The organism is Planococcus antarcticus DSM 14505 (assembly GCF_001687565.2).
Lineage (GTDB): Bacteria > Bacillota > Bacilli > Bacillales_A > Planococcaceae > Planococcus > Planococcus antarcticus.
On the sequence record NZ_CP016534.2, the window covers coordinates 1,428,762 to 1,447,490 of the forward strand.

20 protein-coding genes and 1 other annotated feature are annotated in these 18,729 nt (G+C 43.8%); of the genes, 18 read left to right on the plus strand and 2 right to left on the minus strand.

Going from position 1 to position 18,729, the window contains the following annotated elements:
* The first annotated feature begins 35 nt into the window (after positions 1-35).
* The 13 genes from polA (at position 36) to BBH88_RS07225 (ending at position 13,802) form a co-directional block, all read left to right on the plus strand.
* Complete coding sequence (gene polA, locus BBH88_RS07165) at positions 36-2,654, plus strand: DNA polymerase I (protein WP_006831141.1); 2,619 nt, start codon at positions 36-38, stop codon at positions 2,652-2,654.
* A 15-nt stretch (positions 2,655-2,669) separates the two neighbouring features.
* Positions 2,670-3,539: a bifunctional DNA-formamidopyrimidine glycosylase/DNA-(apurinic or apyrimidinic site) lyase gene (mutM, locus tag BBH88_RS07170; RefSeq protein ID WP_006831140.1), complete on the plus strand. Its 870-nt coding sequence runs from the start codon at positions 2,670-2,672 to the stop codon at positions 3,537-3,539.
* A gap of 9 nt (positions 3,540-3,548) precedes the next feature.
* The gene (gene coaE / locus BBH88_RS07175; protein WP_006831139.1) at positions 3,549-4,154 is read left to right on the plus strand and encodes a dephospho-CoA kinase; all 606 of its coding nucleotides are present in this window, start codon (positions 3,549-3,551) and stop codon (positions 4,152-4,154) included.
* A gap of 103 nt (positions 4,155-4,257) precedes the next feature.
* Positions 4,258-5,277 (plus strand): glyceraldehyde-3-phosphate dehydrogenase, encoded by a 1,020-nt coding sequence (locus BBH88_RS07180; RefSeq protein ID WP_006831138.1) that lies wholly within the window; start codon positions 4,258-4,260, stop codon positions 5,275-5,277.
* A gap of 312 nt (positions 5,278-5,589) precedes the next feature.
* Positions 5,590-5,973 (plus strand): adenosylmethionine decarboxylase, encoded by a 384-nt coding sequence (gene speD, locus BBH88_RS07185; RefSeq protein ID WP_006831137.1) that lies wholly within the window; start codon positions 5,590-5,592, stop codon positions 5,971-5,973.
* A 114-nt stretch (positions 5,974-6,087) separates the two neighbouring features.
* Entirely contained in the window at positions 6,088-6,564 is a 477-nt protein-coding gene (gene nrdR, locus BBH88_RS07190; protein ID WP_006831136.1) for a transcriptional regulator NrdR, read from the plus strand.
* 11 nt (positions 6,565-6,575) lie between these two features.
* A complete protein-coding gene (locus BBH88_RS07195) occupies positions 6,576-7,946 on the plus strand; it encodes a replication initiation and membrane attachment family protein (RefSeq protein ID WP_006831135.1) in 1,371 nt (456 codons plus the stop codon).
* Positions 7,947-8,882 (plus strand): primosomal protein DnaI, encoded by a 936-nt coding sequence (gene dnaI, locus BBH88_RS07200; protein ID WP_006831134.1) that lies wholly within the window; start codon positions 7,947-7,949, stop codon positions 8,880-8,882.
* Positions 8,883-9,680: 798 nt separating this feature from the next.
* The gene (thrS, locus tag BBH88_RS07205; RefSeq protein WP_006831133.1) at positions 9,681-11,609 is read left to right on the plus strand and encodes a threonine--tRNA ligase; all 1,929 of its coding nucleotides are present in this window, start codon (positions 9,681-9,683) and stop codon (positions 11,607-11,609) included.
* A 57-nt stretch (positions 11,610-11,666) separates the two neighbouring features.
* Positions 11,667-11,807: a sequence feature (ribosomal protein L20 leader region), on the plus strand.
* A gap of 83 nt (positions 11,808-11,890) precedes the next feature.
* Positions 11,891-12,397: a translation initiation factor IF-3 gene (gene infC / locus BBH88_RS07210; RefSeq protein ID WP_040852855.1), complete on the plus strand. Its 507-nt coding sequence runs from the start codon at positions 11,891-11,893 to the stop codon at positions 12,395-12,397.
* 27 nt (positions 12,398-12,424) lie between these two features.
* Complete coding sequence (rpmI, locus tag BBH88_RS07215; protein WP_006831131.1) at positions 12,425-12,625, plus strand: 50S ribosomal protein L35; 201 nt, start codon at positions 12,425-12,427, stop codon at positions 12,623-12,625.
* Between the two features lie 165 nt (positions 12,626-12,790).
* Positions 12,791-13,150, plus strand: a complete 360-nt coding sequence (gene rplT, locus BBH88_RS07220) for a 50S ribosomal protein L20 (RefSeq protein ID WP_006831130.1) — start codon at positions 12,791-12,793, stop codon at positions 13,148-13,150.
* Positions 13,151-13,523: 373 nt separating this feature from the next.
* Positions 13,524-13,802: a DUF1294 domain-containing protein gene (locus tag BBH88_RS07225; protein WP_006831003.1), complete on the plus strand. Its 279-nt coding sequence runs from the start codon at positions 13,524-13,526 to the stop codon at positions 13,800-13,802.
* 9 nt (positions 13,803-13,811) lie between these two features.
* On the opposite strand, the gene BBH88_RS07230 is transcribed toward BBH88_RS07225, so the two are convergent.
* Positions 13,812-14,198 (minus strand): hypothetical protein, encoded by a 387-nt coding sequence (locus BBH88_RS07230; protein ID WP_006831002.1) that lies wholly within the window; start codon positions 14,196-14,198, stop codon positions 13,812-13,814.
* Between the two features lie 96 nt (positions 14,199-14,294).
* Here BBH88_RS07230 and BBH88_RS07235 point away from each other — a divergent pair, with 96 nt between their 5' ends.
* Positions 14,295-14,780 carry a dUTP diphosphatase gene (locus BBH88_RS07235; RefSeq protein ID WP_006831001.1) on the plus strand — a complete coding sequence of 162 codons (486 nt, stop codon included), beginning with the start codon at positions 14,295-14,297 and terminating at the stop codon, positions 14,778-14,780.
* Positions 14,781-14,855: 75 nt separating this feature from the next.
* On the plus strand, positions 14,856-15,944 hold the full coding sequence (locus BBH88_RS07240; protein WP_006831000.1) for a M42 family metallopeptidase: 1,089 nt from the start codon (positions 14,856-14,858) through the stop codon (positions 15,942-15,944).
* On the opposite strand, the gene BBH88_RS19170 is transcribed toward BBH88_RS07240, so the two are convergent.
* Positions 15,931-16,095 carry a hypothetical protein gene (locus BBH88_RS19170; RefSeq protein ID WP_154669135.1) on the minus strand — a complete coding sequence of 55 codons (165 nt, stop codon included), beginning with the start codon at positions 16,093-16,095 and terminating at the stop codon, positions 15,931-15,933. The genes BBH88_RS07240 and BBH88_RS19170 overlap by 14 nt on opposite strands.
* A 33-nt stretch (positions 16,096-16,128) precedes the next feature.
* Between BBH88_RS19170 and BBH88_RS07245 the strand changes: the two genes are divergently transcribed.
* The 3 genes from BBH88_RS07245 (at position 16,129) to BBH88_RS07255 (ending at position 18,558) form a co-directional block, all read left to right on the plus strand.
* A complete protein-coding gene (locus tag BBH88_RS07245) occupies positions 16,129-16,428 on the plus strand; it encodes a transposase (protein ID WP_006830420.1) in 300 nt (99 codons plus the stop codon).
* 11 nt (positions 16,429-16,439) lie between these two features.
* Positions 16,440-17,321 carry an IS3 family transposase gene (locus BBH88_RS07250; protein WP_238323475.1) on the plus strand — a complete coding sequence of 294 codons (882 nt, stop codon included), beginning with the start codon at positions 16,440-16,442 and terminating at the stop codon, positions 17,319-17,321.
* 274 nt (positions 17,322-17,595) lie between these two features.
* Positions 17,596-18,558, plus strand: a complete 963-nt coding sequence (locus BBH88_RS07255) for a nuclease-related domain-containing protein (RefSeq protein WP_006830999.1) — start codon at positions 17,596-17,598, stop codon at positions 18,556-18,558.
* The last annotated feature ends 171 nt before the right edge of the window (positions 18,559-18,729 follow it).

Consider the following 18,729-nt stretch of genomic DNA (forward strand, 5'->3'; position numbering starts at 1 on the left):
AGGAATGACGGCTTTTTTATGGAAGGGGTAATTTTGTGGCAAAGAAAATACTTTTATTAGATGGCAACAGCTTGGCGTATCGTGCGTTTTTCGCCTTGCCACTGTTGACCAATGAAAACGGCATCCACACCAATGCTGTATACGGATTTACCATGATGCTTCAAAAAATACTGGACGAAGAAAAGCCAACGCATATGATTGTGGCTTTTGATGCGGGAAAAACAACTTTCCGCCATGAAACTTTCAGTGAATACAAAGGTGGACGGCAAAAGACGCCGCCTGAGTTGTCGGAACAATTTCCTTACCTAAGAAAATTGCTCGATGCCTACCGGATCAAACGCTACGAATTGGACAATTACGAGGCGGATGATATTATCGGAACCTTGAGTCTCGAAGCAGAGCGAGAAGGTGACGAAGTCGTGGTCATTTCAGGAGACAAAGATTTGACGCAACTGGCTTCGCCTTCAACAACGGTTTATATCACGCGGAAAGGCATCACCGATATCGAGAAGTATACGGTTGAGCACATCAAGGAGAAATACGGCTTGACGCCCAATCAGATCATTGATATGAAAGGTCTCATGGGCGATGCTTCCGACAACATTCCTGGCGTGCCAGGAGTCGGTGAAAAAACGGCGCTGAAGCTGTTGGCAGCACACGGCTCTGTCGAAGGTGTCTATGAAGCGATTGAGCAACAAAAAGGCAAAATGAAAGAAAAACTGGTCGCCAATGAAAATCTCGCCTACATCAGCAAGCAGCTGGCGACGATCGAACGCAATGCGCCGATCGACATCAAGATTGAAGAATTGAGCTATGCAGGTCCAGACCAGGACGAATTAGTGAAAATATGGAATGAATTGGCGTTTAAATCCTTATTAGAGAAAATGGAGTATACAGCAGAAGAAACGGTCAAAGAAGAATTGACGTTCGAAGTGCTGACAAGCATCAATCCCTCGATATTGAAAGACGAGATGGCGGTTCATCTGGAGCTGTACGACGAACATTATCATAGTTGCGATTTGCTTGGGGTTTCTTTAGCAACTGAAACGGCAACCTATGTAATTCCAATGGCAGTCGCTGAGCAATCGGAGGAATTCCGTACTTGGTTTAAAGATCCATCAAGAAAGAAATTCATGGCAGATTCCAAAGCGGCGACTGCGGCATTTCTGCGCGTCGGCATTGAACTAAAAGGTGTCGACTTCGACTTGATGTTGGGTGCTTATATTGTCAATCCATCTTTGACTTACACGGATATGGCGAGCATCGTCCAGGAATACGGCTATAAGGACGTGTCGACAAACGAGCAAATTTACGGCAAAGGCGCTAAAAAGAAAGTGCCGGAAGAGTCGATCCTCAACGAGCATATTGCCAGAAAAGCACGCACCATCTGGAAAGTCCGTCCGTTGGTCATGGAAAAACTTGAAGACAATGAGCAATTTGATTTATACGATAAATTGGAGCTGCCATTGGCAAGCGTTTTGGGGCAAATGGAGTCACTAGGCGTCAAAGTCGACCGTGATCAATTATCTGAAATGGGCAAGGAATTGTCTCATAAACTGGAGAAAATCGAATCGGATATTTATGGGCTTGCCGGACAAGAGTTTAATATCAATTCACCTAAACAATTAGGTGTCATCTTGTTTGAAAAACTAGGATTGCCAGCTTTAAAGAAAACCAAAACCGGCTACTCGACAGCAGCGGATGTACTTGAAAAATTGGAAGGGCAGCACGAAATCATTTCTCACATTCTAATGTATCGTCAGCTCGGCAAACTTTTGTCTACTTATATAGAAGGTTTATTAAAAGAAATTCACGAGGATGGCAAAGTCCATACCCGTTTCCAACAGGCTCTGACAACAACAGGCCGGCTTAGTTCAACCAATCCGAACTTGCAAAACATCCCGGTGCGTCTTGAAGAGGGACGGAAAATCCGTAAAGCCTTTGTTCCTTCAGAACCTGGCTGGGTGATGGTTGCTGCCGATTATTCACAAATTGAATTGCGTGTTTTGGCAGATATGTCAGAAGATGAGCGTTTGGTTCAAGCTTTTAAAGATGACCGTGATATTCATACAACAACGGCCAGTGATGTTTTTCATGTTCCTGAAAAACAAGTGACTGGGGACATGCGCCGAGCTGCTAAAGCTGTTAACTTTGGGGTAGTTTATGGCATCAGTGATTATGGTTTGTCTCAAAACCTGAACATTCCTCGTAAAGAAGCGGCGGACTTTATTGAACGTTATTTTGCCAGCTTTCCTGGCGTCAAAAGCTATATGACGACTATTGTTTCAGATGCAAAGCGTGATGGGTTTGTTACGACGTTGATGAACCGGAGACGCTATTTACCGGATATTACGAGCTCTAACTTTAATTTGCGTAGCTTTGCAGAACGTACAGCGATGAATACACCGATTCAAGGCAGTGCAGCAGACATCATAAAAAAAGCAATGATCGATATGGATGCAGCTCTAGAGCGTGAAGAGATGCAGACGAGAATGCTGCTGCAGGTGCACGATGAATTGATTTTCGAGGCGCCACCAGAGGAATTGGATAAGTTGATGGAATTGGTTCCCGAAGTGATGGAAAACGCAGTGAAGCTAATCGTTCCATTAAAAGTGGACATCGCGCATGGCGCTACCTGGTACGATACGAAATGACAGGAGGGCAACAATATGCCTGAACTTCCGGAAGTGGAAGGTGTCGTTCGACAGATCCGCCCCGTGTCCGTTGGAAAAAAGATTGAGGCAGTAGCGGTTTCAGATACGATCCGCGTGTCGAAAACAAATGGCAAGGAAGCGATCATCAAACGGATGGAAGCTGACCGGTTTATCGAAAGCTTGGTCGGTGCACAAATCATCCGTGTCGAGCGGCGCAGTAAATACATTTATTTTACATTGCGAAAAGACAATGAATTCTTATTGGTCAATCATTTAGGGATGTCTGGAGCTTGGTTTTATATCGACCAGCTTCAGTCGATTCCAGAGGACAAATTCCGACGCCACGTACATGTCGTATTGACATTGAGCGATGGTAAGCTATTGGCATTTTCTGATATCCGAAGATTCGGGGAGATGCGGGTTTTGCAGGAAGAAGCGGATTTCCCGCCTTTGCTGCTGATGGCACCAGAGCCTTTCGAGGCAGTGGCACTTGAACATTTTCTATTGAGGGCGGAAAGTTCCAAATACAAGAACAAGGCAATCAAAGAAGTCATTATGGATGGCCAAGTCATTTCTGGCTGTGGCAATATTTATGCAACCGAAGCACTTTTTAAAATGAAGATTCATCCAAAGCGGTCGGCTAGCCGCATCAGTAAAAAGCGCAAAGTGGAATTATTCGAGACGGTCGTTGCCATTCTTCTGGAAAGCATAGAAGCAGGAGGCAGTACGATATCGGATTACCGCAATATTAACGGTGAATCGGGTAGCATGCAAAACCGTTTCGGCATGTATGGAAAAAAACAATGTGCAGATTGCGGCACTGCAACAAAAACCCTGAAAATCGGCGGAAGGGCTTCAATGTATTGCCCGAGCTGCCAGAAATGAGGTTGGATGATGATCATTGGATTAACAGGCAGTATTGCCAGTGGGAAAAGTACGGTATCCGGCATGCTGAAAAGTTGGGGCTATCCGATCGTTGATGCAGATCTAGTGGCGCGCTTAGTAGTAGAACCGAGTTCAGAGACCTTAGAGCAAATTACGGAGGCATTTGGATCTGATGTGATAAAAGAAGACGGGACAATGGATCGTGCAAAAGTAGGAGAAATCATTTTTAATGATCCAGCAAGTAGGAAAATCCTAAACGACATTATCCACCCTGCAATACGCCAGGAAATGCTGCGGCAGCGGCAGGAGCTTCTGGCGCAGGGATTCAAGACGATCATCATGGATATCCCGTTATTATTCGAGAGCCGCCTTCAACATTTGGTGGATAACATTTTAGTCGTCAGTGTTACAGAAGAAAACCAATTTGCTCGACTTGTAGAACGGAATGGTTTTACCGAAAAAGAGGCCAAGGCACGTATCGCCTCCCAATTGCCGATGTCTGTAAAAGAAGATGGTGCAGATGCCGTCATCTACAACAACGGAACACTAGATGAAACGAAATGGCAGTTAAACCGGATCTTAGACAACTGGCATGCCAGTCCTGAAAAAGAATAAAGAGATATGCTGTTTTTAAGGTTCTCTGAATAGTTAATTGTGTTATACTATATGAGAAATTAAAAATATGAGTATAACTTAATTATAAACGGAGGACTCTTACATGACAGTTTCTATTGCAATTAACGGATTTGGCCGTATTGGCCGTATGGTTTTCAGACAAGCGATAATGATGGATGACGTTACAATTACGGCAGTCAATGCTACTTATCCGGCTGAAACCCTTGCGCATTTAATTAAGTATGACACAAATCACGGCACCTTCGCTGGTGACGTATCTTCAGAAGAAGATGCCTTAATTGTTAACGGGAAACGTGTACAATTGGTAAGTGAACGAGACCCACTGAATCTGCCGTGGAAAGAAATGGGCATTGATATTGTCATCGAAGCAACTGGAAAGTTTAATTCTCGCGAAAAAGCCGCTCTGCACCTGGAAGCTGGAGCTAAAAAAGTAATTTTGACGGCGCCTGGAAAAAAAGAAGATATTACAATTGTTATGGGTGTCAACGATGACAAACTAGATATTGATAAGCACGACATCATTTCCAACGCAAGCTGTACAACGAATTGCTTGGCACCTGTCGTAAAAGTCCTGCATGATAAATTCGGTATTGAAAATGGTTTGATGACGACAATTCATTCCTACACGAACGATCAGCAAAATTTGGATAATCCGCACAAAGATCTTCGGCGTGCACGTGCATGTGCACAATCCATCATCCCAACTTCTACGGGTGCTGCGAAAGCGCTATCATCGGTAATGCCGGAATTACAAGGCAAGCTGCATGGCATGGCGTTACGGGTTCCGACACCAAATGTCTCCTTGGTCGATCTAGTTGTCGATTTAAAGTCAGACGTGACGATAGCAGAAGTTAATCAAGCATTCGAGGAAGCATCAGAAAATGGCCTTGAGGGGATCTTGAGCTTGACGATGGAGCCTCTAGTGTCTGTCGATTTCAATAGTAATCCCCAATCTGCGATAGTTGATGGCTTATCGACAATGGTAATTGGCGGGCGCAAAGTGAAAGTTCTCGCGTGGTACGACAATGAATGGGGCTATTCGGCACGTGTTATCGATTTGACGAAGAAAGTCGCAAACGCTCTAATATTGGTATCCAAATAAAATGAATCATCCCGTTTTTCCGTTTTTAGATGGAAAGACGGTTTTTTTATGGGAAATTTACTAAAAAAATCAAGATTATTAAGATATTATTATTGCTTTTACAATAAATCCGTTTTATACTATGAATCGTAGTTAAAAATGGCTACCACTTCTGAATTTCCATCATGCATCTCGGAATTAGGAGCGTAAGATTTTTTATTCACATGACTGCTTAAAGGGTTAGGACCTCTTTGGACTAACTTTCCCCCGTGGTAGTCAACTTTGAATATTTTGCGCAAAAACCAAAATGATATCAAAGGGGGAAAACGAACCTTGGAAACAATGGGACGTCACGTAATTGCAGAACTTTGGCAGTGTGATTTTGACAAATTAAACGATATGGATTTTATCGAGCAAACTTTTGTTGATGCAGCACTCAAATCCGGAGCTGAAGTAAGAGAGGTAGCTTTTCACAAGTTTGCCCCACAAGGTGTCAGCGGAGTTGTGATCATTTCTGAATCTCACTTAACGATTCACAGTTTTCCGGAACACGGCTATGCGAGTGTAGATGTTTACACTTGTGGCGATTTAGATCCGACAATTGCAGCGGAGTATATCGCAGAAGCACTAGGTTCAACGTCACGCGAGCTTGTAGAATTGCCGCGCGGCATGGGTCCAGTCAGTGCTGGGAAATCCAAAGTTTCAGTAACAGTATAATCCATTTAACAAAAAACACGTAAGCAGAGGATAAAATCCTCTGCTTTTTCTATTTTCCGAAAGAATTTTTGTTATACTAGATACACTAGATAGAGAAGTTAGGGAGATGTCAAAATGAAATGTCCAGCTTGCCAACATAACGGCACACGTGTTGTCGATTCACGGCCAATAGATGAAATGAAATCAATTAGAAGGCGCAGAGAATGTGAATCATGCGGATATCGCTTTACCACTTTTGAGAAAGTGGAAGAGATGCCGTTGATTGTCGTCAAAAAAGATGGCTCACGTGAAGAGTTTAGTCGTGAAAAAGTTCTGCGCGGTTTGATTCGTGCGTGTGAAAAGCGGCCGGTATCTTTAGAAGCGTTGGAAGAAGTCGTCTTTACGATCGAGAAAGACCTTCGCCGGGCAGGAAACCCCGAAGTGAAATCCGAAGAAGTCGGAGAATTGGTCATGAACCGTCTAGCAGCAATTGATGAAGTGGCCTATGTTCGCTTTGCTTCGGTATATCGCCAATTTAAAGATATTACTGTTTTTATCGACGAACTAAAGGATTTGCTGAACAAAAGTCCGGAAGACAAGAAAATCGACTAAGGCGGTGACTTATGACTGCGTATTATAAAGAATTGCAGCCAGCTGATCCCTATCGAATCCGTCTGCCTTACCCATTTTCGAATTACGATCGCCAGCTGTTGACGTTGCTTTACCAGCCGATGATCGGCGCAGAAGCTATCGCGTTTTACTTGACGCTATGGGCTGAAGGGGAAGCATCTGGTGATGAGGCGACCCATTATACATTGATGAACACATTGGGAAATCCTATTTCGAAAATTTTTGAAGCGAGGATTCAATTGGAAGCGATTGGTTTGCTGAAAACTTATCGGAAAGACGATGGCAACCGCTGCTTCATTTATGAATTATGTCCACCACTGGATCCCAAAACTTTTTTTATGGACCCTTTATTGTCGATGTTTCTGTTTAGTAAAATCGGTGAACCGTCCTATCGCAGAGTCCGGAATCGTTTTTTGATTCACTCAGAAATTCCAAGAGATTTTGAAGAAGTGTCTCGGACATTCACCGACATTTTTCAGCCGGTCCATGCGAAGGCTGGATACCCACCAATACAGGAGGACCTGCAGGAACGGAAAAAAGGAGCCTACGAAGCCGATGCAGAATTCGATTTCGCGTTGCTTCGCCAAGGGCTCTCTGAGCAGCTAGTACCGAAACGAGTGCTGACTGCAACCATCAAAGATTTTATCTCCAAACTTGGTTACCTCTATGGTTGGGGACCTTTAGAAATGCAGAAAGTCATCTTGTTGGCAATCGAAGACGATTATAAATTGACAGTTGAAGGTTTGAAAAAATCAGCATCTGAATATTATAAGTTCACGGTTTCCACCACAGCACCCCAACTTGTTCAAGTGCATAAAGAAACTCCGAAGCTCACAGAAGAAGCACCAAAAACGAAGCAAGATGAGTTGCTTGTCTATTTGGAAACAGCTCCGCCTATTCAAGTGTTACGGGATATTGCGAACGGCAGTGAACCATTGCCTGCTGATGTCGAACTGGCCAACCAATTGGTCATTACCCATGGGATGAAGCCGCCAGTCGTCAACGTCTTGCTTCAATATGTCCTGCTGCGCACCGATATGAAGCTAACTAAAGCCTACGTGGAAAAAATCGCTTCGCATTGGCTGCGTAAAAACGTCACTACTGCAAAAGAAGCAATGGAAATTGCGCGTGTCGAGCATACCCAGTATATGAAATGGAAGTCGGAAGGCTCACCAACTGCAGTGGCCAAGCCGTTTACAGGCAATGGAAACCGGAAGCCGGTGCGTGAAGAAAAGTTGCCGGAATGGTTCCATAAAAAAGACGACATGCCTGTCGCAAAAGCAGAGCCGAGAAACGAAAGCTTGGAAGTAGAAAAACAAAAACTTCTTGCGAAACTTGCGCTGAAGAAAGGAAAAGGTGGTTAAATGGAACCGATTAGCGAAACCTTAAAACGTGTAGTCAATGCGCCTGCTTTTTCTGAGCGCTATAAAGAAATGCGTAAAGAAGTGCTGGCACATGCAGGCGTCCAAAAATTCTTGGAAGATCATGCAGAGGAAATCGATGCAGCTACCATTGATAGAGGACTCGGGAAGTTATACGAATATATCGATCAATCTCATGATTGTAATAAGTGTCCTAGCTTAGACGTCTGTATCAATCATTTGAAAGGCTTTGAACCAAACCTCGTGTTAGAGAGGGGAACCGTTGGTATTTCCTACACCAAATGCCGTTTAAAAGAAGCGAGTGACAATAAGCGACATGCTTCGTCTTTGATACACAGCATGTACATGCCAAAAGAAGTAATGCAAGCGACGCTAGACGGATTTGATTTGGATGACAGCCGCATGGAAGCGTTCCGAGCTGTTGGCGACTTCCTGGATCAGGCGACTGGTCCTGACAACTTGCCGGAAAAAGGGTTATACCTCTACGGACAATTCGGCATCGGAAAGTCCTATTTGCTGAGCGCTGTAGCCAACGAACTGGCTGAAATAAATGTCAAATCGGTGTTGGTATTTGTTCCTGAATTCATGCGAGAAATGAAACAAGCCATCGGTGACCAAACGCTGCAGGAAAAAGTCGATTACGTCAAAAAAGCAGATGTCTTAATGCTCGATGACATTGGAGCAGAAGCGATGTCGAGCTGGACACGTGACGAGGTGCTGGGGACGATTCTCCATTACCGGATGTCTGAAAAACTGCCGACCTTCATGTCGTCAAACTTCAGTTACTCTGAACTGGAATATCATTTGACCTACTCACAGCGCGGCGAAAAAGAAGATTTGAAAGCTGCGCGAATTATGGAACGAATCCGCGCGTTAACGAATTCGGTCAAGCTCGACGGACGCAACCGACGAAATTAAACGCTGGAACTATTGCGTTTTGGAACAATTCGGTTTATAGTAATAACAATCGAACCAAGATTTTACATGCCTTGACAAGGACATGAGCGGAAATTACGACTTTCAGAGAGAGAGGCCTAGGCTGTGAGCTTCTTAAGTAACGCTTTTCCGTTTACCCCCTTCGAGCAGCAGCTGTGAACAGTTTTCTTAGTAGCAACTGACGGTACCGGCCCGTTAGCCGATGCAGAGCTTCATTCTAAACGGACCTGTCTGTTTAGAATAGAAGAAGGGTGGAACCACGAACTAAAGCTTCGTCCCTTTTGGGATGGGGCTTTTTTCTGTGAAAAAAAGAAAAGCGGAAGCGGCCGTCAAGGTTCGACAGGCATAAGACAGACTGGCGAAGCGGCGTTTTTTCAGCCGCACAGGATAAAAAGTGAAAGTGCCTGTCCAGCTCTGACAGGTATAAGACGCTCTGGCGAAGTGGCGTTATTTCAGCCGCACAGCCAGAGTGGCTTATATCCCGAAGAGCTAGGCGCTGTAACTGGATTCGGGTTGGCTTATGACCCGAGAACCTGGCCGCTGAAGCTGGACAAAGAAAAGCGGAAGCGGCCGTTTGTTCCGACCGTTCTTTTCATGACTAATCGCTAAGATATGGAACAAACCAACGGAGACTCCCGCAGGAAAACGGAGTTGGTTTGTGGAGTATCACCGGCCGAATCGTTTCTGCTATACATGTATAAACAAGAAAAATATTGAATGTCTATCCAGACCCTGTGGCATGGACATTTTGACCAGATCTAATTAAAAGGAGAGATTGGCATGGCAGACATGATTCAACTGAAATTCCCTGATGGAGCAGTAAAAGAGTTTGAACAAGGCGTAACTACTGAGGAAATTGCACAATCAATTAGCCCAGGATTGAGAAAAAAAGCATTAGCTGGCAAAGTAGGCGACAAGTTGGTCGATTTACGTGCGCCTTTGCAAGAAGATGGAGATATCGCCATTGTCACACCTGAATCCAATGAAGGTCTAGAAGTGTTACGTCACAGCACTGCGCATTTGTTGGCACAAGCGATCAAACGCATGTATCCGGACGCTAAGCTTGGGGTTGGTCCAGTTATTGAAAACGGTTTTTATTACGATATTGATACAGAGTCTGCAATTACGTCAGAAGACTTGCCATTGATTGAAAAAGAAATGAAAAAAATCATCAATGAAAACGTAGAAATTATCCGCCACGACGTCACACGTGCAGAAGCACAGAAACGATTCGCGGCGATTGAAGATCCGTATAAACTGGAACTTCTTGAAGCAATTCCTGAAGATGACCAAGTTTCCATTTATGAACAAGGTGATTTTTTTGACCTTTGCAGAGGCGTTCATGTACCGTCAACAGGAAAGTTGAAAGAGTTTAAATTATTAAGTGTTGCAGGTGCGTATTGGAGAGGCAACAGCGACAACAAGATGCTTCAGCGCATCTACGGAACAGCTTTCTTCAAAAAAGAAGATTTGAAAGCGCATCTTGAAATGCTAGAAGAAGCGAAAGAACGCGATCATCGTAAAATCGGAAAAGAATTGAATTTATTCATGAATTCTCAGAAAGTTGGTCAAGGTTTACCGATGTGGCTTCCGAAAGGTGCTACAATTCGTCGTATTATTGAACGTTATATTGTCGACAAAGAAGAGCGTCTGGGCTATGACCACGTTTATACGCCTGTTATGGGAAGCGTGGAATTGTACAAGACTAGCGGGCACTGGGACCATTACCAAGATGATATGTTCCCGGTCATGAAAATGGACAACGAGGAATTGGTATTGCGTCCAATGAACTGTCCGCATCACATGATGATTTTCAAACAAGGCATTCATTCCTATCGTCAATTGCCGATTCGTATCGCAGAACTTGGATTGATGCATCGTTATGAAATGTCAGGTGCTTTATCCGGACTGCAGCGTGTCCGCGGAATGACTTTGAATGACGCCCACATCTTTGTACGTCCAGACCAGATTAAAGAAGAATTCAAACGTGTCGTCAACCTGGTTGTTGAAGTTTATAAAGATTTTGACATCAAGAATTATTCATTCCGTCTGTCTTATCGTGATCCAGCAGACAAAGAAAAATACTTTGACGATGACGCCATGTGGAATCGTGCACAAGCCATGCTAAAAGAAGCGATGGATGAAATGGAAATTGACTATGAAGAAGTAGAAGGCGAAGCGGCATTTTACGGACCTAAAGTAGACGTCCAAGTAAAAACAGCTCTCGGCAAAGAAGAGACTTTGTCGACTGTCCAGCTTGACTTCCTTCTGCCGGAACGTTTTGACTTGTCGTATATCGGCGAAGACGGCAAACAGCATCGTCCGGTCGTCATTCACCGGGGAGTCGTTTCGACAATGGAGCGCTTTGTTGCATTCCTGATTGAAGAATACAAAGGGGCTTTCCCAACATGGCTTGCACCAGTACAAGTGGAATTGATTCCGGTATCACTTGATGCCCACAGTATTTACACAAAAGAGTTGCAGGAAACATTGCAGTCTTATAAGATCCGTGTGGATATCGATGAACGCGATGAAAAGCTCGGTTATAAGATTCGTGAAGCGCAAATGCAAAAAGTACCATATATGCTCGTCATCGGTGATAGGGAACTAGAAGACGGTTCTGTCAATGTCCGGAAATACGGCGAACAGAAATCGGAAAGCATGCCATTCGAAGACTTTGTGAAACTGGTTCAAAGCGAACTTCGGTAAACGTCTTGACAGGTCCAAAGGCACGTGATATTATGAATAAGGTTATAGAATACTTATATGTGCAAGCAGGAGCACCCGCTTCTCACCTGATCGACCGATTGTTGGCAGGTATACACGATTGACTTTTACACGCAGAAAGAAGCGTGTTGTCATATTTGCGGGTGGACCTCTGTGGTCCATCCGCTTTTGTTTTGATCGGAACCCTGTAAACCGGTTCGGCCGGTTCACACATTTAAGCTATTCGCGACACTATCCGGAGGTGGATTACTATTAGCAAAGACATTAATGTAAATGAAGGTATTCGTGCACGTGAGTTGCGAGTTATTGATCAAAACGGTGAACAACTTGGCATCAAAACACGTAACGAAGCACTTGAAATTGCAGCTCGTGTCAACTTGGATCTTGTTCTTGTGGCTCCTCAAGCTAAGCCGCCGGTTGCTCGTATCATGGACCACGGTAAGTTCAAGTTTGAGCAACAGAAGAAAGATCGTGAAATCCGTAAAAATCAGAAAGTGATTGTCGTCAAAGAAGTACGTTTAAGCCCTTCAATTGACGATCACGATTTCAACACGAAACTTCGCAATGCAATCAAGTTCCTTGAAAAAGGCGACAAAGTGAAAGCTTCTATTCGTTTCAAAGGCCGTGCGATTACGCATAAAGAAATCGGACAACGTGTTCTTGAACGTTTCGCAGAAGCGTGCAAAGAAGTTGCTACGGTTGAACAACGCCCTAAAATGGATGGCCGCAGCATGTTCTTGATGCTCGCACCAGTCAACGAAAAAGAATAAGAGATCATTGTTTAGGAGGAATTCGAAATGCCGAAAATGAAAAGCCATAGCGGTGCGTCAAAACGTTTCAAAAAAACGGGTACTGGTAAAGTAAGACGTAACAGCTCACACACTAGCCACTTATTTGCAAACAAATCAACTAAGCAAAAGCGTAAACTTCGCAAAGGGAAACTTGTTTCTTCAGGCGACTTGAAGCGCATCAAATCACTAATCTATAACATGAAATAAGAAAATGACAAAGGCTCGAGTAAATTCGATGGGCACAGGACGAATAGGTGAGGCGACGCTTTCTGCCGTAAAGCCACTTTGGTTTATGACCCCGAGGATTTTAGCGCTAAAGTCTAGAAAAGAACAAAAATCGAATTTTATATATTCAGCAGGAGGTAATGTGATATGCCACGCGTAAAAGGTGGAACAGTGACGCGCCAGCGTCGTAAAAAGGTCATTAAATTAGCAAAAGGTTATTATGGTGCAAAGCACATCCTTTTCAAAGTAGCAAATCAACAGGTGATGAAGTCAGGTAACTATGCTTACCGTGACCGCCGCAACAAAAAACGTGATTTCCGTAGACTTTGGATCACACGTATCAACGCAGCAGCTCGTATGAACGAAATTTCATACAGCCGTCTTATGCACGGATTAAAAGTTGCAGGCATCGACATCAACCGCAAAATGCTAGCTGAAATCGCTGTATCTGATGCAGCTGCATTCACAGCATTGGTTGACCAAGCAAAAAAGGCAGTAACTAAGTAATAAAAGCGGAAGTGTCTGTTCAGACCTGACAGGCTTAAGACGGACCAACAAGCGGCGCTTTTTGCCGCACAGGTGGGCTGACTTAAGTCCCGAGGGTCTAGACACTGCAGCTAGATAGTAATAAAAGCGGAAGTGACCGGTTTGCTCCGACAGGCATAAGATGAACTTCCGAAGCGGCGCTTTTGCCGCACAGGAAGAACAGCTTATGACCCGAGGAGCAGGTCATTGCAGCTAGATAGTAAAAGCGGAAGTGACCGTTCATTGCAGGCCATAGACATCACACAACTAGAAAGCTGCAATGCTCAGGCGTTTAGCGAAACAATAAAAAAGACTGACGAGAATTCGTCAGTCTTTTTTTATGGAGGAAAACCCTATGTTTTTGATTATCTTTGGTTATTTTGCAATTCTGACCGTAATGGCTTTTGTTATGATGAAAGTCGACAAACACCAGGCGCAGCATCGTGGACAGCGGATTCCTGAAAAGAACCTGTGGACAGTGGCGATTTTTGGCGGTGGCATTGGCGCTTATCTTGGCATGATGGCATTCCGCCACAAAACAAAACATACCAATTTCCGAATTGGCTTCCTAGTATTAGCGATGCTCGATTTTGCTTTTCTTATTTGGAGCTTCCAAAATTACTTTAATGGATGAGCGCTGAGCTCATTCTTCCTGCTTCATTAAGCGTTCTATCGGATTTTTCCAGTTGATGCGGGCTTCTGGATAATTCATCAAAATTTCCTTTTCAAGAAAGTAGAAATCTTCCTTGGTGAAGCCTTGCAACTGATCGGGGTTTTCTACCCATACGAAAATGGAGACGACTTCGAAAGAATTCCCAGTTGTTCCGAGGTATTTCTCACCTTCGAAAAGCACGCCACGAAGCGCGATAAAAAAGTTTTTTTGTACATTTTTTACATCATCCAAAAAATAGTAAGTTCCTGATTCAAGGGCGGTATCCAATTTCCTTTTAGGATCTACAATATAGCGGATCAATCGGTAAAACAAGTAAATGATCAATATCAGTACAATGAGGCGTATAAGAAAAGCCATTTGAATTACCTCCTAATTTACATAGTCCTACTAATAACTATACGAGTGAGAAGTCGTTTAGTTTCAAGATTTATTTTAACTAAAGGAGAGATGATTATGAAATTGCAGGAATTGTTCAAAATGCAGGCAGAACTGGATCGTTTTATCCAATCTAATCAGGAAATTACTGAAGATGTTTTCCGCAAAAAAGGATTGGCTCTATTAGTGGAGTTGGCAGAACTAGCAAATGAAACACGTTGTTTCAAGTTTTGGAGCACGAAAGGCCCATCGGAACGATCTGTTATTCTGGAAGAGTATGTCGACTCTATTCACTTCCTATTGTCGCTCGGTATTGAGAAAGATTTGAATACGCTAGAAGTTTGGCCAGATCCCGTTGTAGGAAAAGGCATGACAGAGCTATTTCTGTCGACGCAAAAAGCCATACAGGAATTTCTTGAGAACTATTCGATGTCCAACTTCATGGAGATTTGGAGTTGCTACGGCGGGTTGGCTACAGCATTGGAATTCAGTTATGATGAAGTGCTTGAAGCCTATATCCAAAAGAATAAAACCAATTATGACCGCCAGCACGATGGGTATTGATAAAAGAATGTTTTGATAATTTGGCGGGTTTCTATTATACTAAGTGAGTAATAAATTATTTAGGGGGTCGAAATAATGACTAAGTTGGATGAAACACAATTAATGTTAAAAGAATTGACGGACGCTAATGGCATTCCAGGAAATGAGCGCCAATCGCGTGAAGTCATGAAAAAATACATAGCACCATTTGCCGACTCGATTGAAACAGACGGTCTGGGTAGCTTAATCGCGCGAAAAGAAGGACTGGCTGACGGACCTAAAATTATGGTAGCAGGCCATTTGGATGAAGTCGGATTCATGATTTCCCAAATCGACGATAAAGGATTTTTGAAATTCCAAACGGTAGGCGGCTGGTGGTCACAGGTGATGCTGGCGCAGCGTGTGACGATTACTACACGCAGCGGCAAAGAAATCACAGGCGTGATTGGCTCAAAGCCACCACATATTTTATCACCCGAAGCACGCAAAAAGCCCGTTGAAATCAAAGATATGTTTATCGATATTGGTGCCTCGTCGCCTGAAGAAGTAAAAGAATGGGGAGTCACTCCAGGTGACATGGTCACACCATATTTTGAATTTACCGTGATGAACAATGAAAAATTGCTGATGGCGAAAGCCTGGGATAACCGAATCGGCTGTGCCATTGCAATTGACGTCTTGAAAGGATTGAAAGGCGTTGACCATCCGAATGTTGTTTATGGAGTCGGAACAGTTCAAGAAGAAATTGGACTGCGCGGCGCGAAAACAGCGACCGCTCAAATCCAACCTGATATCGGATTCGCAGTGGACGTTGGAATTGCCGGCGATACACCAGGAGTCACCAGCAAGGAATCCAACAGCAAAATGGGTGAAGGTCCGCAATTGCTATTGTTCGACGCATCGATGATTTCTCATCGCGGCTTGCGCGAACTGGTAGTGGATACTGCTGAAGAAGCAGGCATTCCGTACCAATTTGAAACCATTGCTGGCGGAGGAACAGATGCTGGATCTATCCACTTGACGGCAAATGGCGTTCCTGCCCTTGCTATCGGAGTAGCAACGCGCTATATCCATTCGCACGCGGGCATTTTGCACCGTGACGATTACGAAAATGCAGTAAAATTAATCATCGAAGTGATCAAAAAATTGGACAAAGATACAGTAGCCCGCATCACATTCGAATAAGATCGAGAATCCCTTCGCCTTGGCGAAGGGATTTTTTGTATTTTGCAAATAAAGTGGTGTATTGCGCAAACAAAGACAGCGTTCGCGCAAACAAACCACGAGATTGTGGGTTTAGACTTAAAAGTGGACACGACCAAACGGTTTTCGACATACTGAAACCACCAAGAAAAAGGACGTGTCAAACATGGGTAAACACAAAACGACCGAATACAAGGAATATATCGCCAAGCTCCATATCAAAGAAGGACGGAAAGCCACGGACCTGGCTTATGAAGTCGGCGTGAGTGCCACAACGGTGCGGCAATGGGCAAGAGAGTATCGGGAAAAGCAAGAGCGTTTAGCGAATCCAACGGGTGAGCCGCTGGTCACCTTCTCAGAGATGGAGAAGAAGCTGCGGGATACAGAAAACCGGCTGAAAGAGCGTGACGATGAAGTAGAAATCTTAAAAAAGGCCATGCATGTCTTCATGAAAAGCCGCACGTAATCTTTTCGTTCATCCAGGAGCATCGGAACGAATACGACGTGTTGATGATGTGTAATTTACTTGGCGTATCCAGAGGCGGCTACTATAAATGGCGGACTCAGCTGGTCGTAGATACTCGGACTGAACGGCAGATTCTGCGGGAAGAACTTCTCCAAAAAATTGCTCAATCGTATCATGAGAGCTATGGCACCTATGGTAGCCCGCGCATTCTTGAAGATCTCAAGGCGCAGGGATATTCCATATGCGAACGAACCGTGGGTCGTTACATGAAAGAGCTAGGACTCTGTGCATTGCCAGTAAAACAATTCGTGACAACGACGGATTCCAACCATCACCAATTCGTTTACCCAAATCTTCTCGAGCGCCGTTTTAATGTCGACAAGCCCAATACGGTCTGGGTATCCGATATCACGTATATCTGGACGCTAGAGGGATGGTTGTATCTGGCGAGTGTAATGGATCTATTCTCGCGCAAGATTATCGGGTGGAGTCTGGATGTCACGATGAAGACCGAACTGCCACTTGGGGCGCTGCAAGAGGCGCTGCTCTTGCGAAATCCCACTGGTGAGCCAATCCATCACTCTGACCGCGGCTCTCAATACTGTTCCGATGAGTACATTAAGTGCTTGAAAAAAGCCGAATTCCAAATCAGCATGAGCCGCAAGGGAGATCCGTACGATAACGCCTGCATCGAATCGTTTCACGCCACCATTAAGAAAGAGCTGATTTACCGCCACCGGTTCCGAACACGGGAAGACGCTCGAAAGGCAATCGGCCATTACATCGATGACTTCTATAATTTGCGTAGACGGCACTCCACACTCGGTTATTTGTCACCCGAAAACTATGAAAAAAAATACGCATCCCTGATATCAGAACGATTGGTTTCGTGACAGTTTGACAGCCATGAGAAGCGGTTCGCTTTTGAACCGCTTCTCATGGCTGTCCGATCAAGCGGAGCGCGATAGGGTTTTTGAAGAAAAAGAACAGTTTTTCTGTGTCCACTTTCTTGACAGAAGACCAATTGCGCAAACAACCCTATTTGTCCCGCAAACAAAAAAGATTTTTCGTTTTTCGCGAGCGAAAAGCATCCACTTAATGGTTTTTCCTCTTTTAAGAAGAACAAGTAAAATGCTATACTCTACTTATTCTGATTGAAAGTGCTTTATGAGCAAAAAAGAAATCGTTTTGCTGTCACAAACTGATTTGTTAGAAAGGTTGTTGTACCGGTTACCTGAGATTCATCCAAAACGCCCATTCCTTCAAATCGAGTTGTATCGAACCGCTGCTGGAAAGCGAGGAGAAGACAGGCTCGAACGGAAATTGATTGAATTTAGTCCGGAAGAAAATTATCGTTTTTTGCGGAATGTTTGCTTGTCACCGGATGATTGGAAAGTGCAAATGGACGTCTTATTGCTAACAGAACGTGGAGTCATTTTCATTGAATCAAAAAATAGTAGTGGTCAGCTTTATTTTGATAATCAAACAAGCGAATTCTCAAGAACTGATTTAGAAGGCGCACGAACTGTAATGGAAAACCCTGCAAGTCAATTAAACAAAAACATTCGCTTTTTAACAAAATTCTTTAAACAGCATAAAATCAATTTACCGATCGAGGGTCTAGTTGTATTTACGTCAAAACATTGTGAGTTTATGACCAACCCGAAAAATATCCATGTTTGTAAAACCTACCAACTGATCGATTACTTATTCCATATACTTCAGGACTTCCCCGAAAAGAACACCCGCCCCAATTTATCGGAAATCGATAAACTTTTTCAAAAAGCTCAAACTCCTTATATAAGATTTCCTCTATGCCAGTTATACGCCATTGAACCGAACGAGTTGCGAGTGGGAATTTTTTGTTATAACTGCAAAAACCATCGTGTGATACGAAAGTATAAATACGGTTGGATGTGCGAGTTGTGTGAAACGATAGATCCACTCGCGCTCGAAAATACTATTCGAGAATATTTTTCACTCGTCCACAAGCGGCTGAGTAATAAGAAACTTCGACAATTTTGCAATCTCGAATCACCGTATGTTGTGTCTCGCTTGTTAACGACTTTCGATTTTGAAATTGAAGGCGACTTGCGCAATCGGACCTATCAATTGAAGAATAAAGGCTAGCTTTTCACTCCGATGAGAAGCTTTTTTTGCGTTTTGCAAACAAAGGGTCAGATTGCGTAAACAACCTTCGTTTTCCTGCAAACAAACTCCAACAACCCGCAAAAAACGAGCCTTAGCGCACAAAAGAACTCCAATTTCCCGCAAAATAACGAAGAATTCAACCACAACTCA

Coding starts and splice junctions, on each gene's coding strand:
- mutM (WP_006831140.1), top strand. CDS start 2,670: ATGCCTGAACTTCCGGAAGTGGAAGGTGTCGTTCGACAGATCCGCCCC.
- BBH88_RS07255 (WP_006830999.1), top strand. CDS start 17,596: ATGAGCAAAAAAGAAATCGTTTTGCTGTCACAAACTGATTTGTTAGAA.
- nrdR (WP_006831136.1), top strand. CDS start 6,088: ATGAAATGTCCAGCTTGCCAACATAACGGCACACGTGTTGTCGATTCA.
- BBH88_RS07195 (WP_006831135.1), top strand. CDS start 6,576: ATGACTGCGTATTATAAAGAATTGCAGCCAGCTGATCCCTATCGAATC.
- dnaI (WP_006831134.1), top strand. CDS start 7,947: ATGGAACCGATTAGCGAAACCTTAAAACGTGTAGTCAATGCGCCTGCT.
- BBH88_RS07230 (WP_006831002.1), bottom strand. CDS start 14,198: ATGGCTTTTCTTATACGCCTCATTGTACTGATATTGATCATTTACTTG.
- rplT (WP_006831130.1), top strand. CDS start 12,791: ATGCCACGCGTAAAAGGTGGAACAGTGACGCGCCAGCGTCGTAAAAAG.
- BBH88_RS19170 (WP_154669135.1), bottom strand. CDS start 16,095: ATGTCGAAAACCGTTTGGTCGTGTCCACTTTTAAGTCTAAACCCACAA.
- rpmI (WP_006831131.1), top strand. CDS start 12,425: ATGCCGAAAATGAAAAGCCATAGCGGTGCGTCAAAACGTTTCAAAAAA.
- BBH88_RS07235 (WP_006831001.1), top strand. CDS start 14,295: ATGAAATTGCAGGAATTGTTCAAAATGCAGGCAGAACTGGATCGTTTT.
- coaE (WP_006831139.1), top strand. CDS start 3,549: ATGATCATTGGATTAACAGGCAGTATTGCCAGTGGGAAAAGTACGGTA.
- BBH88_RS07180 (WP_006831138.1), top strand. CDS start 4,258: ATGACAGTTTCTATTGCAATTAACGGATTTGGCCGTATTGGCCGTATG.
- BBH88_RS07245 (WP_006830420.1), top strand. CDS start 16,129: ATGGGTAAACACAAAACGACCGAATACAAGGAATATATCGCCAAGCTC.
- thrS (WP_006831133.1), top strand. CDS start 9,681: ATGGCAGACATGATTCAACTGAAATTCCCTGATGGAGCAGTAAAAGAG.
- BBH88_RS07240 (WP_006831000.1), top strand. CDS start 14,856: ATGACTAAGTTGGATGAAACACAATTAATGTTAAAAGAATTGACGGAC.
- BBH88_RS07225 (WP_006831003.1), top strand. CDS start 13,524: ATGTTTTTGATTATCTTTGGTTATTTTGCAATTCTGACCGTAATGGCT.